Here is a 15,343-nt window from a genome sequence, read left to right as displayed (position 1 = left end):
CCAGAGCCTGGCTCGCCACGCGACCAAGCGGGCGCTTCGAGCTCACCTTCACCCCCAAGCACGGATCATGGCTCAATCTCATAGAGGGGTTCTTCTCCAAGTTCGCCCGCTCGGTCCTGCGCCATATCCGAGTGGCCTCAAAACACGAACTCAAGGAGCGCATCATGGCTGGTATCGGCGACGTCAATCGCCATCCGGTTATCCACACATGGTCCTACAAACTCGCCGAGGCCGCCTGATATGATTCAAACCAAGAAAACGCTGACCTAGTTATCGTCCGGGCATTGAAGACCACGAAAATGACTTGGTTGGATGCGCCTAGAGAGGCGGCCGTAAGACGTCCGCTGATCGCCAGATCCAGCCGAGAATTATGGTTAACAGACGCGACTAAGTCCGTAGTTTTGCGGGCTTTTTTCTCAAAACGGGACAACGTTAACGAGTTGCCCCACATCCGCCCGAACTTAATCCGCATTTAACTAAAAGTCGCCTTAATGACGCTCCGACCCTCTGCGAGATGCTGTTCCCGGATCGTGACCAGCGGCACTTCGAAGGGGGACTGAGTGACACCGTCCTGGACGCAAGGCGAATGAGTACGAGTATCGCTGCGCAGAGTAACGCGGCGCGGAAGTCCAAGAATTTCTCGCAGAACAATTCGCGGAAATCTTCCCGGAAAATGACCACGACCAATTGGCTTGGCGCCGCGGCGATCAGCTGCGTGGTGATGGGCGCCGGCTGGACCATCTACAGCAACATCTTTGGCGCGAGCGTCTATCCGACCGTCGGCAGCATCGGCTACGACGAGCCGGTGATCAAGCGCGCGCCCAAGGTGGCGCTGCGTGAGGCTGGCGAGGCCATCAAGGAAACCTTCGCGCTGCTGCCCGACCGGCTCCAGGTCGCAGCTCCGATCTCGCGCGAGATGTTCAACGAGCGCTTTGCCGCCGCCGCGACGCAGGGCGTGCCGTCGAATGCGGCGAGTGCCGCGCCCGCAACCGAGATTGCCGTGGCCAAGGAGACGTCGAAGGACGCCCCGAAGCAGAGCGTCATCGCCAAGGTCGCGGAGGCGCTGAAGCCGGCGGCCAAGATAACTGACAAGGCTGCGGACAAGGCCAAGCGCGCGCCGGAGGGCCAGATGCAGCTGGCCTCGGCCGATCCGGCCCAGATCGTGCCGGCGCCCGAGGCGAAGCCGAAATCGTTCGCCGATCGCGCCAAAGCCGCGGTGATGTCGATCACCGGGCCACGCCAGTCGATGGTGGAAAAGCTCTGGGGCAAGCGCGAGCCGTCCGGCGGGCTGCTCGCCTACGCCTCGGCCGACGCCAGCGTGACCGCGTCCATCGCGCCGAAGGAGCAGAACCCGATGCTCGGCGGCGCGCCGCCCTACGAGCGCGACACCGCGGTCTACGACATCACCGCCAAGACGGTGTATTTGCCCGACGGCACCAAGCTCGAGGCGCATTCCGGCCTCGGCTCCAATCTCGACGATCCGCGCTCTTCGAAAATCCGCATGCGCGGCGTGACGCCGCCGCACATCTACACGCTGAAGCCGCGCGAGGCGCTGTTCCACGGCGTGCCGGCGCTGCGCCTGACCCCGATCGGCGGCGAGAGCGCGATCTATGGCCGCGACGGCCTGCTCGCGCACACCTTCATGCTCGGGCCGAACGGCGACTCCAACGGTTGCGTGTCGTTCAAGGACTATTACGCATTCCTCGACGCCTACCGCAACAAGGGCATCCGCAAGCTCGCGGTGCTGGCGCGGGTGGAGTGAGGCGAGCTCAGGCCGTCATGGTCTTGCGCAGCGCCATCTCGGTCGCGATCGCACCCTTGATCGCCGGCCGCGCCTGCATGCGTTCGAGATAGGCCGCCAGCGGCGGCCATTGCGCGACGTCTACCCCTGCCGGACGAAGCAGCAGCAGGGCCCAGGTGAGATGGGCATCTGCCACGGTGAAGCCGCTGCCGACGAGGAATTCGCGGTTCGCAAGATGCGTAGCAGGCACCGACAATGTCTGTGTGATCCTTGCACGCGGCTTGGCGAGCGAGCCGTCATCCTTGTACCAGAAGGTCGGAAACAGGAACGCCTTGTGGATCTCGGCGCCGATGAAGCTCAGCCATTCCTGCAGGCGATAGCGATCCGGATCGCCGAACCGCGGCGCAAGACCCGTCTCCGGTTTCAGATCGGCGATATATTGCAGCACCGCCGCGCTCTCCGTCAGCTGCTCGCCGTTCTCCAGCACGAGGACCGGCACCGCGCCCTTCGGCGCTACGTCGCGAAAGTCGCTGTCGTCGTCCACGACCTGCTTGGTCCTGAGATGCACCAGATGATAGCGCGCCTCGAGGCCTGCTTCCATCAGCGCGATGCGGCTCGCGAGCGAGCAGGCCATCGGCGAGAAATAGAGTTGCAGCATCGCGTTGCTCCGTTACTTCAGCGCGTCGCCGCGCGCGATGATGGCGAAGCGGTCGGATAGCTCGGCGAGCGCAACTTCATGGATGGTCCGAGCGTCCAGCGTGCCGCCGCGGCCGTCCGGCAGGTCGCGCGTGGCGCAGGAATCGGCATCGATCGTCGTGCGAAAACCGAGGTCGAGCGCGGCTCGCGCGGTGGAGCTGACGCACATATGCGTCATGAAGCCGGCCAGCACGATGTTCTTCCGGTCGGTTTCGGCAAGGCGCGCCCGCAAATCAGTGCCGGCGAACGCATTCGGCAACTCCTTCTCGATCACCAGCTCGCCGGCACGGGGGCTGAGTTCGGCGACGATGGCGCCGCGGTCCGCGCCGCGATCGAACAGGCTGCCGGCCTTGCCGCGATGGGCAATATGGAAGATCGCGGCGCCGCTCTCGCGAGCCCGTGCCAACAGCGCAGCCGCCCGCGCGATCGCAGGTCGCGCCTCGGGCAAAGCGAGAGGACCTTCGAGATACTCGTTCTGGATATCGATCAGAACCAGCGCGGCGTCGGCAAGGCGCGGCGGATTGAGATCGGCGCCGGCGAGCTGGAGCAGGGTCTTTGCGGTCGTCATGATCTTGGAAATTTCCGGGGCAGAAGGCTGCACGAACATAGCGCCGCGGAGACCTGCCGATATGCAGGGATATTGCAGCGGCCGGCTGCGATATTGCAGGCTCCGCCACGCCGGTATACCCTCGGCGTCATGAATTGGGACGATCTGCGCATCATCGCTGCCGTCAGGGACGAGGGCACCTACGCCGGCGCAAGCGCGCGGCTGCGCATCGACGAGACGACGGTCGGGCGCAGGCTGTCGCGGATCGAGCGTGCGCTCGGTTTGCGTCTGTTCGAAGCCGCCGACGGCGTCCGCAGGCCGACGCGGAGTTGCGAGGCGGTGCTGGCGCATGTCGAGGCGATGGCCACACATGCCGCCGAGATCGGTCGCCTCAGTGAAAGCCTGGAAGGTCCGGTGGGACGCCTGCGGATCGCCTCCACCAACACGGTTGCCGAGGAGGTGCTGTCGCCCCGCGCGAGCGACTTCCTGCGTGCCAATCCCGGCCTGACCCTGCAATTCCTCACCTCGAGCGAGAACGTCAGATTCTCGCGCTGGGAGGCCGATCTCGCCATCCGCCTGCGCAAGCCCGACAAGGGCGACTTCGCGATCTCGAAGCTCGGCGATATCAGGATCTACTATTTCGAGCCTGATACGACCGAGAGCGAGCCGATGCTGTGCGCCTATCCGGACGAGCTCGGGACCATTCCCGAGATGCAATTCCTGCGCACGAAGAAAGCTCGCGCGCGCTGCGTCACCGACAACGTTCGTGTCATCCGCAACCTGATCCGCGCGCATCAGGCCGCAGGCGTGTTGCCGGAGTATGTTTGCGCGGATCTGCTCGGCGATCGCCGCCTGCGCGCCACCGCTGCTACCGAAGCGCCGCGACGTCTGGCTGCTGGTGCAGAACCATCTCAAGCGCGATGCTGCAGCGCGCGTGACCATCGACTGGGTGAGGGCGTGTTTCCAGGAGATGTCGCGCGGTTGAGGCGATGTCTCGGTGTGACGATCGCGCCACGGCGCGCACGCTGCGACGAAAAATCTTGCACCTGCCCCCTTGCAACCCGAACGTGCTTGGTCTATTAGCGCCGTCCTTCGCTAGGCCATGGGTTCGGGCTCTCTGAGATCCTGACTGGCGCGGGCCGGTCTCCGGTTTCGTGTTCCGCCGAATGAAGGAGAAACGCAGGACGTAGCTCATGGAGAGCGTCGGGCTGAACACCCGAAGGCATCGGTTCGATTCCGGTCTCTTGCACAAAGGATAGCTCAGTTTGGTAGAGCAGATGACTTTTAATCATCCTGTCGCGGGTTCGAATCCCGCTCCAGCGCTCCGTTTCAGCCTGAAAAGCTGATACCTCTGACGAGGACCGGACGCGCGCTTCAGTCGCGGTCCGGCCGTTTTGCCGCAAGGCTTTCCGTCCGAACTTAGACACTGTGAGACCGGCTTTGCGCCGCGGGTAGATACCGCTTGCGCCGATGCCGGGTGGCTCCGCACGGCCGCGCGGCACACGTCGCGCGACCGCGCGCGTGCGCCCGTCGTCATGCAAGCTCAAGCCCCGGCCCGTTGATCTTTCAGGAAGCGTCGTCCGCGTCCTCACGTCCTTTGCAGATGAAACCTGCTGTCCGGCATCCGGCCGGGCGCAAACGAAGGAGGCGTGCCATGACTTTGAACAAGGGCTGGCATTTGCTGATGCTGAACGTGACGGTGAAGGATGGCGAGCGTGCGTTGCTGACGCGCAACGGGCAGCTCGTGCGCGTGCTCGCGCCCGGCAAGCATCGCCTGTTCGATCCCCTGCACGAGCTGAAGGCCGAGGTGCTCGACGTGGTCCGCAGCGAATTTCCCGCGGAGCGCTACGCTGTGCTGAAGGCCGCGCGGCCCGACCTTGCCGCCGAGCTGTTCGAGGCGGTCGAGACCAAGGCGGACGAGATCGCCATCGTCAGCCTCGACGGCCGGCCCGTGCATCTGATGACGCCCTGGCAGGTGCGCGTGTACTGGAAGGTCGCAACGAGCATCGATGTCGAGCGCATCGATGTGTCCAGCGATGTCCGTATCGACGCGCGGCACCTCACCATGATCGAGCGCAGCCGCTCGGACGTGATGAGCGAGACGGTGGTCGAGAACCACGAGGCGGGCCTGCTCTATGTCGAGGGTCGGCTCTCCAAGCGGCTCGCGCCCGGCCGGCACGCCTTCTGGACCGTCGGCCGCAAGATCGAGGTGAAGCGTCTCGATCTGCGGCCCCAGGCGGTCGAGATCACCGCGCAGGAGATGCTGACCAAGGATCGCATCGCGCTGCGGGTGACGCTGACGGCGTTCCGCAGGATCGTCGATCCCGAGCGCACGGTTGCCACCGTGCCCGACGTGGATGCGTGGCTGTACCGCCTGGTGCAGTTCGCGATCCGCGAAGCGGTCGCGGGCCGAACTCTGGACGAGGTGCTGTCTGCGAAGGCGGCGCTGGATGCGGAGCTGCGCGACTATGTGCGCGCACGCGTCGCGGAGTCCGGTGTCGAGGTGACCGAGCTCGGCGTCAAGGATGTGATCCTGCCCGGCGAGATCCGGGAGCTGGTGAACAAGGTCGTGGAGGCGGAGCGGGTCGCGAAGGCGAACCTGATCCGTCGGCAGGAGGAGACCGCGGCGACGCGTTCGCTCCTGAACACCGCCCGCCTGATGGAGGAGAACCCCCTGCTGCTGCGGCTCAAGGAGCTGGAGTCGCTGGAGCGGCTGGTCGAGAAGGTCGGCCGCATCGACCTCCATGCCGGCAACGGCGAGGGCCTCGACGCCCTCTTGACCCGGCTCGTGCGCTTGAAGGCGCCCGAGAGCGCATGAAACCGAAGGGCCGCCCACGGGCGGCCCTTCACGTCCTGTTGTCAGTGCGATGAACGGGTAACGATGTCTGTGCGACCAAGATTACGGAGCGGAGATTGCACGCGCGCAAGAGTTACGTAATCTCGCGCTGACACGGACTTGATCGGGGCAGCTACATGACCATTCTTCAGGACACGATCCCGGCGCGGTCGTCGGCGAAATCGCGGGAATGGAAAGCGGTCCTCATCCTGATCCTGCTGATCCCGGTGCTGTGGTCGCCGCCGTTCCTGTTTCGCTATTTCCTGTATCACAATATCCCCTCCAATTCGATGGTGCCAACGCTGATGGTCGGCGACTACGTCTTCGCCGCGAAATACGCCTATGGCTACGGCCGCTATTCCTTCCCCTTCGCGCCGTCCTGGACCTCCGGCCGCGTGCTCGCCGCCGAGCCGGAGTATGGGGACATCGTCGTATTCCGGACGCCGAAAGACACCTCGGTCGACTACGTCAAGCGCGTGATCGGGTTGCCCGGCGACCGCATCCAGATGCGGCAGGGCCAGCTCATCCCCAACGACCGTCCGGTGACGCGTGTCGCTCTCAAGGGGGCACCCGCCGATTCGACCTGCGGTGTGAATGAGGGCGCGGAGGTCAGGCGCTGGCGCGAGACGCTGCCCAACGGCGCGAGCTACGTGACGCACGACTGCGACGACAATAGCGTCTACGACAACACCAAGATCTTCACCGTGCCGCCAGACCACTTCTTCGTGCTCGGCGACAACCGCGACAATTCGAGCGACAGCCGCTCGGCAGCGACGATCGGCTTCGTGCCGATGGACAATCTCGTCGGCAAAGTGACGCGGATCTTCTGGTCGCTCGACGAGGACGGCGAGCCGCGCTTCGAGCGGTTGGGGAAGGTGGAGTGAGGCAGGATGACGAAGGTTCGTAGCCCGGATGGAGCGTAAGCGTAATCCGGGACGACTGCCTGCGTCGCACGAGATGTCCCGGATTGCGCTGCGCTCCATCCGTGCTACAGGCTGTCGTTCCGCGAGAGCGTTCGCCCCAAACAAAAACCCCGGCATCGCTGCCGGGGTTTCGTAGTCCTTTGAGGTGACTGGACCTTAGAAGTCCATGCCGCCCATGCCGCCGCCGGGGGGCATCGCCGGGCCGGCGCCGCCCTTCTTGGGCAGCTCGGCGACCATGGCTTCCGTGGTGATCAGGAGCGCGGCCACCGAGGCAGCGTTCTGGATCGCGGTGCGGACCACCTTGGTCGGGTCGATGATGCCCTTCTTGACGAGGTCGGCATATTCGCCGGTCTGGGAGTCGAAGCCGTAATTGTAGGTCTTGTTCTCCAGGATCTTGCCGACGATGACCGAGCCGTCTTCACCGGCATTGATCGCGATCTGGCGAGCGGGAGCCGACAGCGCCTTGCGCACGATCTCGACGCCGGTCTTCTGGTCGTCGTTCTTGGTGCGCAGGCCCTTGAGCTGCTCGGAGGCACGGAGCAGGGCGACGCCGCCGCCCGGAACGATGCCTTCTTCCACGGCCGCGCGGGTCGCATGCATCGCGTCATCAACGCGATCCTTGCGCTCCTTCACCTCGACCTCGGTCGCGCCGCCGACGCGGATCACCGCGACGCCGCCCGCGAGCTTGGCAAGACGCTCCTGCAGCTTCTCACGATCGTAGTCCGAGGTGGTCTCCTCGATCTGCGCCTTGATCTGGGCCACGCGCGCCTCGATGTCGGCCTTCTTGCCGGCGCCGTTGACGATCGTGGTGTTCTCCTTGTCGATCATCACCTTCTTGGCGCGACCGAGCATGTTGAGCGTGACGTTCTCGAGCTTGATGCCGAGATCTTCCGAGATCGCCTGGCCGCCGGTCAGGATCGCGATATCCTGCAGCATGGCCTTGCGGCGATCGCCGAAGCCGGGAGCCTTGACGGCCGCGACCTTCAGGCCGCCGCGCAGACGGTTCACGACTAGGGTCGCGAGGGCTTCACCCTCGACGTCCTCGGCGACGATGACCAGCGGCTTGCCGGTCTGCACCACGGCCTCGAGCAGCGGCAGCAGCTCGTTGAGCGAGGAGAGCTTCTTCTCGTTGATGAGGATGTAGGCGTCGTCCATCTCAACGCGCATCTTGTCGGCGTTGGTGACGAAGTAGGGCGAGATGTAGCCGCGGTCGAACTGCATGCCCTCGACGACGTCGAGCTCGGTCTCGAGCGACTTGGCTTCCTCGACGGTGATGACACCCTCGTTGCCGACCTTTTTCATGGCGTCGGAGAGGAACTTGCCGATCTCGGCGTCGCCGTTGGCCGAGATGGTGCCGACCTGGGCGATCTCCTCGTTCGAGGTGACCTTCTTCGAGTTCTTCTCGAGGTCGGCCACGACGGCTTCGACCGCGAGGTCGATACCGCGCTTCAGGTCCATCGGGTTCATGCCGGCAGCGACCGACTTGGCGCCTTCCTTCACGATCGCAGCCGCGAGCACGGTCGCGGTGGTGGTGCCGTCGCCGGCCGCGTCAGCGGACTTGGAGGCGACTTCGCGCACCATCTGTGCGCCCATGTTCTCGAACTTGTCGTCGAGCTCGATCTCCTTGGCGACGGTGACGCCGTCCTTGGTGATGCGCGGAGCGCCGAACGACTTGTCGAGCACGACGTTGCGGCCCTTCGGGCCGAGAGTGACCTTCACCGCATTGGCGAGGATGTCGACGCCGCGCAGCATCTTGTCGCGCGCTTCAACCGAGAATTTGACTTCTTTGGCTGCCATCTGGAATTTTCCTTGAGGATGTTTGACTGGAGGGAGGAGAGGGGGCTCTTAAGCCGCCTTCTTCTTGGACTCGCTGACCTCGAGAACGCCCATCACGTCGCTCTCCTTCATGATCAGCAGGTCCTGGCCGTCGATCTTGACCTCGGTGCCGGACCACTTGCCGAACAGCACGCGGTCGCCGACCTTGAGGTCGATCGGGATCAGCTTGCCGGACTCGTCGCGGCCACCGGGGCCGACGGCGACGACTTCGCCCTGGGAGGGCTTTTCCTTGGCAGTGTCGGGAATGATGATGCCGCCAGCGGTCTTCTCTTCTGCGTCGATGCGCTTGACCACGACGCGGTCGTGAAGCGGACGGAATTTCATGCAGTCCTCCTAAGCAGTTGCACGAGTTGAGGATTTTGAGATTGTTAGCAGTCGTTGCCCGCGAGTGCTAGCACGAGCGAGGCTGAAATAGGACAGGAATTTTGCGGGGGCAAGGGTTTGTAGCAGAAAAATTAGCATCCGAAAGCGCGGACTGCCAGAAACTCTTTGCCATCGTTAACCAGCACCCGAGGCCGTATTAGCACGGAGACGTGTCTGCTGCTAACGCATTGAATTTCAACAGCTTGTTAAACTTTTGGGCTTGAGATGGGTTGTCAGTTTGCGTCACATTTCTCTCATGTGAGCGCATCGGGTGGCTCCCGGGGCACCCATCAAGCCACCCCCTGTATGCGCTCCTGCAAAGGAGGTTTGGCATGGGACTGCGCGTTGGGGGCGTTTCCGAGGACTTCCGGAAACAGATGCTGGGCTACGGGCTGACGACGGCACAAATTCTATACCGGATGCCGGATCATCCCTCGCTGCTTCAGACCTACGTCTGGCAGAACTACGACATGTTTCCGAAATTTCCGGCGCTGACCGATTTCCTGGCGTTCTGGCAGGAGAAGCTCGATGGCCCCCTCCATTCGGTCACCGTGGCGCATTCCAAGCTGATCAAGCCGGCCGAGCTGCGCGCCGTCGACGGCGTGTTCCGGCTGCATTGAGCAGAGATCAGACGCCGCCGTTGCAATAGCGTGTCCACATCGCGCGATAGGCGTCGTCCACCGCTCGCGCATATGAGACAGGGTTGCCGGCGGCCGCGGCGCCGATCCGTCCGGGCAGTTCGCGGCGTAACTTGTCGAGCTCGCCGATCTCAGCCGCACGGCCGGCTGCGATCTCGACATATGCCTCCTCGCTGTCGGCGACCCAGTCCGGCAGGCCAAGCGCGGTGAGGATGGCGCCGGCGGCACGGCTGGGCAGACTGTTCCCGAGCCTCGCCACCACGGGCACGCCCATCTGCAGGGCTTCCCATGTGCTGACGCCGCCATTCTGTGGGAACGGGTCGAGGGCAATATCGATACAATTGAACGATGCCAGATGCTCGTCCCGCAAGGTGGCTCCGAGCAGATCGACGCGTTCGATCGGCAATCGGCAAGCCGCAAATCGCGCCAGCAGCTTGTCGCGGACCAGTTGATCGTCGAGCGCAACATCCTTGATCAGCAGTCGCGAGCCCGGCACCCGCTCGAGGATCCTGGACCAGACTGCCGCGGCCTCGTCCGAGATCTTGCTGATGCGGTTGAAGACACCGAACGTGACGAAGCCGTTCGAGAGAGCCGGCGCCTCCGCCCGCGCAATGCCTGCCGGCAGAGGCGTCAGCGTCACGAAGCACGGCAGGTCGACAACGGTCTCCGCAAACAGATGCCGAACCGACAAAGGAATCGCCACGGGATCCGAGAACAGATAATCGATCGTTGGCAGCCCGGTGCCGGTGCCGTGGCCCCAGCCGTGCGCCTGGATCGGTGCCGGCTTGCGCGCAAACACGCCGAGGCGGTTTCCTCGGGTATGGCCGGACAGATCGATCAGGATATCGACGCGATCGGCGCGAATCTGAGCGGCGAGGCGATCGTCGGTCCATTGCGAGGCGTCACGCCAGCGATCCGCGATCCCTTGAAACTCGCGTGTCGTCCCGTCCACTTTCGACGAACACGAGTAGCAAACGATCTCGAATTGCGCCCGGTCATGGTGTTGCAGGACCGGCTTGAAAATGAACGCGGCCGAATGCGCGTTGAAGTCCGACGAGACGTAGCCAAGCACAAGACGGCGATCCGGATCGCGGCTGTTGTCATGCGGTGCCGCCGCTTCGGAAGCGATTTTCGCCCCGATCCGCTCCCACCACACGCGACGCGCTTGCTGATGCCGTTCAACGCTGGCGTCCGCTACAAAATCGAGCGTGAATATCTTGCTGGAGATCGCGCTCTGAAGGTCAGGCCGGATGTCGAGGGCTCTGTCGAAACTGGCGAGGGCCTCATTGACCCGGCCAAGTCCGGCGAGGCAAAGGCCGGATACCAAGTGAGCTTGATCAGAATCGGGCGCGATCGCGAGAGCCTTCTCGCAATCGGGCAAGGCTTGGGCAATCTGCTGGGTCTGGAGCAAGACATTGGCGCGCCAGAGCCACCCATTCACGTCATCGGGTGCCAGGGCGATTGCCCGATTACAATCCGCCATGGCCTCATCAAATCGCTGAAGCTCCCGTAGTGCAACGGCGCGGTTCGCCAGTGCCGCGGCATAGTCGGGCTTGATCGCGAGCGCGCGGTTCAGGCTTGCGAGCGCCTCGTCATAGTTGCGCAGACGGCAGAGCGCGGAGCCGCGGCCGTTGTGGGCTTCGGCTAGGTTTCCGTCGATTGCGAGCGCCCGATCGTAGCTCTCGAGCGCGTCCAGGTGCAGATCAAGGGCCGCGCTCGCGTTACCGAGATTGGACAGGGCCAGGGCGTAGTTGGGCCGCAAGGCCAGGGCTTTTCGGTAAACCTCGCGGGCCTCATCGTGACGTTTCAGCCCGTTCAGCGCGACGCCCAGGCTCATGTGAGCTTCGGCGGATCGCGGATCCACGGCAACCGCTCGGCTCAGCAGGATTTCGGCCTGCTGATAGTTCTTGGCATCAGAGTCCAAGGCGCCGAGCATATGCAGCGCGATGAATTGGTTGGGGGCGATCTGCAGGAGTTGGCGATAGGCAGCCTTGGCCTCGGGGAGGCGCCCCTTCTTGTGCAACTCGAGCGCTTGCCCGAGCAATGGCAGCACTTCGGCCTTTTGCCGTTTCTGGAGCCGGGCATTTTGAAATGCACGCTGACCGACGCTGTTGCCCATGAATCAATTCCCCCAGATCTCCCGGCGAGATTAATTCAGGGAGAGAACGAAGACGAGACGATGGCCGTCCGCCACGACAGCTTGGGACAAGCTACGACCAATCGGTAATCGCGTGACTGGTCTAAGCTCCGCAATTGCTGCTTCGCCCGGGACTGGGTAATCTGCCCTTCGGGTCATACCCGTGCGACGGGGCCGGTTCAGATCAGGGAGGCAGACAATGGCCAAGCAAAAGGCATCAAGGCCCGCAATGAAGACCGCAGTGAAGAAGCGGAGCGGCGCCAAGGCGGCGGCGCGATCCTCGGCGCGCAAGGCGGTGAAGGCGAAGGCGCGCACCGTCGCTCCGAAGAAGCCCGCGCGGCCGAAGCAGCGCATCGCCATCAGCCATCACCGTGAGGAAGACTTCAAGTCCGACGGCCTGCGTGCCTATGCCAAGTATCGCGATCTCGGCATCGCCGAGGCGACCCATGGCCTCGCACAGGCGCATGTGATCCGCTTGCAAGGCCCCTGCAACCCGGCCGAGGTTTCCAAGCTCCACTATCACGATGTCGAATTCCAAATGGTCTACGTGCTCAAGGGGTGGGTGAAGACCTATATGGACGGGCAGGGCGAGACCTTGATGAAGCAAGGCAGCGCCTGGACCCAGCCGCCGAAGATCAAGCACATGATCCTGGATTATTCGGACGACGTGGAGCTGCTGGAGGTGATCCTGCCGGCGGAATTCAAGACGGTGGAGCTCAAGGCGTAAGCGCTCGCTCGCGTGCTTGTAGCCCGGATGGAGCGCAAGTGAAATCTCTCCGCGGAGAAGGTGGCCCCGGATTGCGCGGAGCCTGTCATCGGGCGACGCTTCGCGCCGACCCGTTGGCTCCATCCGGGCTACGGCATCACGACACACGATCGCTAAAATGCGGTCGGTCCGCGAAACCGGGCGGTCAGCAATCGGGTTGATTTCAGCCGCCCCGCAAGGTGGCGCTAACCAGTCGAAAATACCTCTCGCGTCAACTCAAAGCTGTGACAACGCGAGAATGCTTTCATGGCGACCAACACTTTTGGCCGACGCGGCACCGTAGCGCCACCTCCAAGAGCATCGTTTCAACCCGTCGCCGCGCCGATCGCTCCAGCGGTCGTGCGCGACCGCGCTGAACCCTTGTCCAGTGAGGGGACGCTTTTTGGCGACAACAAGCTCCTGGCCGATATCCCCTTCCTTACCATTGGCCTGATTTTTGGTCTGCTCCTGATCTTCGCTCTGCAACGCAGTCTGGCCATCGACATTGCGCGAGACGGCGACCTCGATGTCCGCTCGCTGATCGCTCAGGGCGCGTCCGGCTACGATCTCGTTGTCGGAAGGGGAGAGTGGTGGCGGATTGGCCTTGCGCCGCTTCTGCATGGCAGCGGGTGGCACCTCGTAAGCAACTGCGTTGGACTGTTCATCGTCGGCGTCAGGCTAGAGTCTCTGATCGGCCGTGGCTGGTTTGCATTGATCTTCGTTGCCAGCGCACTGGCCGGGGAAGCTGGCTCGCTGCTGGGCAATGGCCCCGGCACAGTGGGCGTCGGTGCGTCCGGCGCCATTACCGGGCTCATCGCCGCGCTGTTCGTCGCGAGCTTCGATCCCGAAGCGGACGCCGATCAAACCATATCGAGACTGAAGACGTCGCTCTTCTTCGGTGTTCCCGCGCTGCTGCCGCTTGCTTTTGGTGCCTCGGGCAATGTCAACTATTACGCCCATGCAGGTGGTGCGGTGGCCGGCGCCGCGCTTGCCGTCATGCCCTGGCTCGCCTTCTGGTCCTATGACAGCCTGCCGCGGAGCGCGAGCATGACGTTGCTCGCAGGATCCCTCGGATCTCTGATCTGCGCCGGCTTCGCCGCCGCTCATTATTCGTCCTACATGGCCGATGCCGTGCACTATATCCGCGCGTCGGAAGTGCCGGCGAAGGCCGACGAGATGGTCAGCCGGTCTTTCGACCTCGTCACCCGCTACCCCAAAGACGCGCGGGCTCATGTGTACCGTGCGGTCTTCTTCCTGGAACAAGCGAACCTCCGTGCCGCCGAAACGGAAGCGCGAACGGCCATGTCGCTCGCAGCCTCGGATGTGGCGGGCGGACCGGTGCGCTCCGGGCGCAGGGCTTGATGGCGGTGTTGCTGTGGGCGCAAGGACGAACCAGCGAGGCGAAGGCCATGGCGGCCGAGCCGTGCCGTGCCAAGCTGGCTGAGGTGCGTCGCATTTTGCAGAAGTCGAAGCTGTGCGGTTGAGGCGTAGACTCTGTCCGCCGTCATTGCGAGCGAAGCGAAGCAATCCAGACTGTCTCCGAGGATACTTCCTGGATTGCTTCGCTTTGCTCGCAATGACGGGTGTGGAGAGAGCCTACGCCAACACCCCCACCACCGCCCCCATCAAACACGTGGTCAGCGTTCCCGATACGATCGACTTCAGCCCAAGCGCGTTGATCTCCCCGCGCCGTTCCGGCGCCATCACGCCCAGGCCGCCGATCATGATGCCGAGGCTGGCGAAATTGGCGAAGCCGCACATGGCGTAGAGCATGATCAGGCGCGAGCGCGGATCGAGCGCATCAGGTGGCAGTTTCGAGAAGTCGACATAGGCGATCAATTCGTTGAGCACGGTCTTGGTGCCCATCAGGCTGCCGGCCGTCACCGCCTGATCCCACGGCAATCCCATCAGCCAGCACACCGGCGCCATCAAGAGGCCCAGCAAGCGCTGCAGCGAGATCGCGGCGCCGCCGATGCTTGGCAGGAGGCCGAGGATGGCATTGACGAGGTAGACCAGCGCCACCAGCACCAGCAGCATGGCGACGATGTTGAGCAGCAATTCGAGGCCTGCGGTGGTGCCCTTCACGATGGCGTCCATCGTGCTGGAGACTTCCATCTCCGGATCCTCCAGCGAGCCGCCGGTGCGCTTGTCGGAGGTCTCGGGCACCATGATCAGGCTGACCAGGATCGCAGCCGGCGCGCCCAGCACGGATGCGATCACGAAATGCGCGGCCGCGTCGGGGATGAGCGGCGCCAGCAACGTCGCATAGAGCACCAGCACCGTGCCGGCGATGCCGGCCATGCCGCCGGTCATCACCAGAAATAATTCGCTGCGGGTCATCTGTGCCAGATACGGCCGCACGAACAGCGGCGCCTCGACCATGCCGAGGAAGATGTTGGCGGCCGTCGACAGCCCGACGGCACCGCCGACCCCTAACGTACGTTCGAGCAGCCAGGCCATGCCGCGCACGATCGGCGGCAGCACGCGCCAATAGAACAACAGCGTCGTCAGCACGCTCATGACCAGCACGATCGGCAATGCCTGGAACGCCAGGATGAAGTCCGCGCCCGGCACCTTCAGATCGAACGGCAAGGGGCCGCCGCCCACATAGCCGAACACGAAGGCGGAGCCGGCGCGGGAGGCCGCCGAGATAGCTCCGACCGCGTCGTTGATGGTGCCGAAGGCATGGGCGACGACCGGCAGCTTCAACAGCACGACCGCGGTGGCGAAGGTCGCGGCGAGGCCGATCGCCGCCTGGCGCAGCGAGACCGCACGGCGATTCTCCGCCAGCGCGAAGGCGATCAGCAGCAATGCGAAAATGCCGAGTGCCGATTGCAGCCGAAGCATGATGTCCCCAAACCCTCAATGATTATGGCCGCGT

The 15,343-nt window shown here is 63.9% G+C and carries 14 protein-coding genes, 2 tRNA genes and 1 pseudogene; 11 read left to right on the top strand and 6 right to left on the bottom strand.

Features of this window, described 5'->3' with window-relative positions; translation table 11 throughout:
* Positions 1-239: transposase (locus tag YU9_RS42805; protein ID WP_027577153.1), on the top strand; the 239-nt coding region annotated here is incomplete at its 5' end.
* A 434-nt stretch (positions 240-673) separates the two neighbouring features.
* Positions 674-1,762 (top strand): DUF2778 domain-containing protein, encoded by a 1,089-nt coding sequence (locus YU9_RS0129375; protein ID WP_027576008.1) that lies wholly within the window; start codon positions 674-676, stop codon positions 1,760-1,762.
* A 7-nt stretch (positions 1,763-1,769) separates the two neighbouring features.
* Here YU9_RS0129375 and YU9_RS0129370 read toward each other — a convergent pair whose 3' ends face one another.
* Both YU9_RS0129370 and YU9_RS0129365 read right to left on the bottom strand, forming a co-directional pair.
* A complete protein-coding gene (locus YU9_RS0129370) occupies positions 1,770-2,399 on the bottom strand; it encodes a glutathione S-transferase N-terminal domain-containing protein (RefSeq protein ID WP_027576007.1) in 630 nt (209 codons plus the stop codon).
* Positions 2,400-2,411: 12 nt separating this feature from the next.
* Positions 2,412-3,005: a cysteine hydrolase family protein gene (locus tag YU9_RS0129365; protein WP_027576006.1), complete on the bottom strand. Its 594-nt coding sequence runs from the start codon at positions 3,003-3,005 to the stop codon at positions 2,412-2,414.
* Positions 3,006-3,134: 129 nt separating this feature from the next.
* On the opposite strand from YU9_RS0129365, the pseudogene YU9_RS42800 reads away from it, so the two are divergent.
* The 5 genes and pseudogenes from YU9_RS42800 (at position 3,135) to lepB (ending at position 6,704) form a co-directional block, all read left to right on the top strand.
* A pseudogene (locus YU9_RS42800) lies at positions 3,135-3,969 on the top strand (LysR family transcriptional regulator).
* 194 nt (positions 3,970-4,163) lie between these two features.
* Positions 4,164-4,233 (top strand) — tRNA-Phe (locus YU9_RS0129355).
* Between the two features lie 4 nt (positions 4,234-4,237).
* Positions 4,238-4,303 (top strand) — tRNA-Lys (locus YU9_RS0129350).
* Positions 4,304-4,638: 335 nt separating this feature from the next.
* Entirely contained in the window at positions 4,639-5,802 is a 1,164-nt protein-coding gene (locus YU9_RS0129345; protein WP_036018426.1) for a slipin family protein, read from the top strand.
* Positions 5,803-5,957: 155 nt separating this feature from the next.
* Entirely contained in the window at positions 5,958-6,704 is a 747-nt protein-coding gene (gene lepB / locus YU9_RS0129340; protein WP_027576004.1) for a signal peptidase I, read from the top strand.
* 195 nt (positions 6,705-6,899) lie between these two features.
* Here lepB and groL read toward each other — a convergent pair whose 3' ends face one another.
* Positions 6,900-8,540 (bottom strand): chaperonin GroEL, encoded by a 1,641-nt coding sequence (gene groL, locus YU9_RS0129335; RefSeq protein WP_027576003.1) that lies wholly within the window; start codon positions 8,538-8,540, stop codon positions 6,900-6,902.
* A gap of 48 nt (positions 8,541-8,588) precedes the next feature.
* On the bottom strand, positions 8,589-8,903 hold the full coding sequence (gene groES, locus YU9_RS0129330; protein ID WP_024340799.1) for a co-chaperone GroES: 315 nt from the start codon (positions 8,901-8,903) through the stop codon (positions 8,589-8,591).
* A gap of 371 nt (positions 8,904-9,274) precedes the next feature.
* On the opposite strand from groES, the gene YU9_RS0129325 reads away from it, so the two are divergent.
* Positions 9,275-9,562: an usg protein gene (locus YU9_RS0129325; RefSeq protein WP_027560138.1), complete on the top strand. Its 288-nt coding sequence runs from the start codon at positions 9,275-9,277 to the stop codon at positions 9,560-9,562.
* A 7-nt stretch (positions 9,563-9,569) separates the two neighbouring features.
* Here the strand turns inward: YU9_RS0129325 and YU9_RS0129320 are convergent, their stop codons facing one another.
* The gene (locus YU9_RS0129320; protein WP_027576002.1) at positions 9,570-11,699 is read right to left on the bottom strand and encodes a tetratricopeptide repeat protein; all 2,130 of its coding nucleotides are present in this window, start codon (positions 11,697-11,699) and stop codon (positions 9,570-9,572) included.
* 217 nt (positions 11,700-11,916) lie between these two features.
* On the opposite strand from YU9_RS0129320, the gene YU9_RS0129315 reads away from it, so the two are divergent.
* The 3 genes from YU9_RS0129315 (at position 11,917) to YU9_RS50820 (ending at position 13,946) form a co-directional block, all read left to right on the top strand.
* Positions 11,917-12,444, top strand: a complete 528-nt coding sequence (locus YU9_RS0129315) for a cupin domain-containing protein (RefSeq protein ID WP_027576001.1) — start codon at positions 11,917-11,919, stop codon at positions 12,442-12,444.
* 285 nt (positions 12,445-12,729) lie between these two features.
* Entirely contained in the window at positions 12,730-13,824 is a 1,095-nt protein-coding gene (locus YU9_RS42795; RefSeq protein ID WP_245266567.1) for a rhomboid family intramembrane serine protease, read from the top strand.
* Positions 13,824-13,946 (top strand): hypothetical protein, encoded by a 123-nt coding sequence (locus YU9_RS50820; protein WP_256375923.1) that lies wholly within the window; start codon positions 13,824-13,826, stop codon positions 13,944-13,946. Before YU9_RS42795 ends, YU9_RS50820 begins: the two co-directional genes overlap by 1 nt.
* Positions 13,947-14,058: 112 nt before the next feature.
* On the opposite strand, the gene YU9_RS0129305 is transcribed toward YU9_RS50820, so the two are convergent.
* Positions 14,059-15,309: a NupC/NupG family nucleoside CNT transporter gene (locus YU9_RS0129305; RefSeq protein ID WP_027576000.1), complete on the bottom strand. Its 1,251-nt coding sequence runs from the start codon at positions 15,307-15,309 to the stop codon at positions 14,059-14,061.
* Positions 15,310-15,343 lie beyond the last annotated feature (34 nt).

The sequence above is a fragment of the Bradyrhizobium sp. WSM1743 genome (assembly GCF_000473065.1).
In the GTDB taxonomy this organism is placed as follows: Bacteria; Pseudomonadota; Alphaproteobacteria; order Rhizobiales; family Xanthobacteraceae; genus Bradyrhizobium.
The sequence above is the reverse complement of the archived record's forward strand: the minus strand, read 5'-3'. Positions and strand labels throughout refer to the sequence as shown.

Excerpts from the sequence above, each read along its gene's own strand:
- YU9_RS0129375 (WP_027576008.1), top strand. The coding sequence starts at position 674 with ATGACCACGACCAATTGGCTTGGCGCCGCGGCGATCAGCTGCGTGGTG.
- YU9_RS0129370 (WP_027576007.1), bottom strand. The coding sequence starts at position 2,399 with ATGCTGCAACTCTATTTCTCGCCGATGGCCTGCTCGCTCGCGAGCCGC.
- YU9_RS0129365 (WP_027576006.1), bottom strand. The coding sequence starts at position 3,005 with ATGACGACCGCAAAGACCCTGCTCCAGCTCGCCGGCGCCGATCTCAAT.
- YU9_RS0129345 (WP_036018426.1), top strand. The coding sequence starts at position 4,639 with ATGACTTTGAACAAGGGCTGGCATTTGCTGATGCTGAACGTGACGGTG.
- lepB (WP_027576004.1), top strand. The coding sequence starts at position 5,958 with ATGACCATTCTTCAGGACACGATCCCGGCGCGGTCGTCGGCGAAATCG.
- groL (WP_027576003.1), bottom strand. The coding sequence starts at position 8,540 with ATGGCAGCCAAAGAAGTCAAATTCTCGGTTGAAGCGCGCGACAAGATG.
- groES (WP_024340799.1), bottom strand. The coding sequence starts at position 8,903 with ATGAAATTCCGTCCGCTTCACGACCGCGTCGTGGTCAAGCGCATCGAC.
- YU9_RS0129325 (WP_027560138.1), top strand. The coding sequence starts at position 9,275 with ATGGGACTGCGCGTTGGGGGCGTTTCCGAGGACTTCCGGAAACAGATG.
- YU9_RS0129320 (WP_027576002.1), bottom strand. The coding sequence starts at position 11,699 with ATGGGCAACAGCGTCGGTCAGCGTGCATTTCAAAATGCCCGGCTCCAG.
- YU9_RS0129315 (WP_027576001.1), top strand. The coding sequence starts at position 11,917 with ATGGCCAAGCAAAAGGCATCAAGGCCCGCAATGAAGACCGCAGTGAAG.
- YU9_RS42795 (WP_245266567.1), top strand. The coding sequence starts at position 12,730 with ATGGCGACCAACACTTTTGGCCGACGCGGCACCGTAGCGCCACCTCCA.
- YU9_RS50820 (WP_256375923.1), top strand. The coding sequence starts at position 13,824 with ATGGCGGTGTTGCTGTGGGCGCAAGGACGAACCAGCGAGGCGAAGGCC.
- YU9_RS0129305 (WP_027576000.1), bottom strand. The coding sequence starts at position 15,309 with ATGCTTCGGCTGCAATCGGCACTCGGCATTTTCGCATTGCTGCTGATC.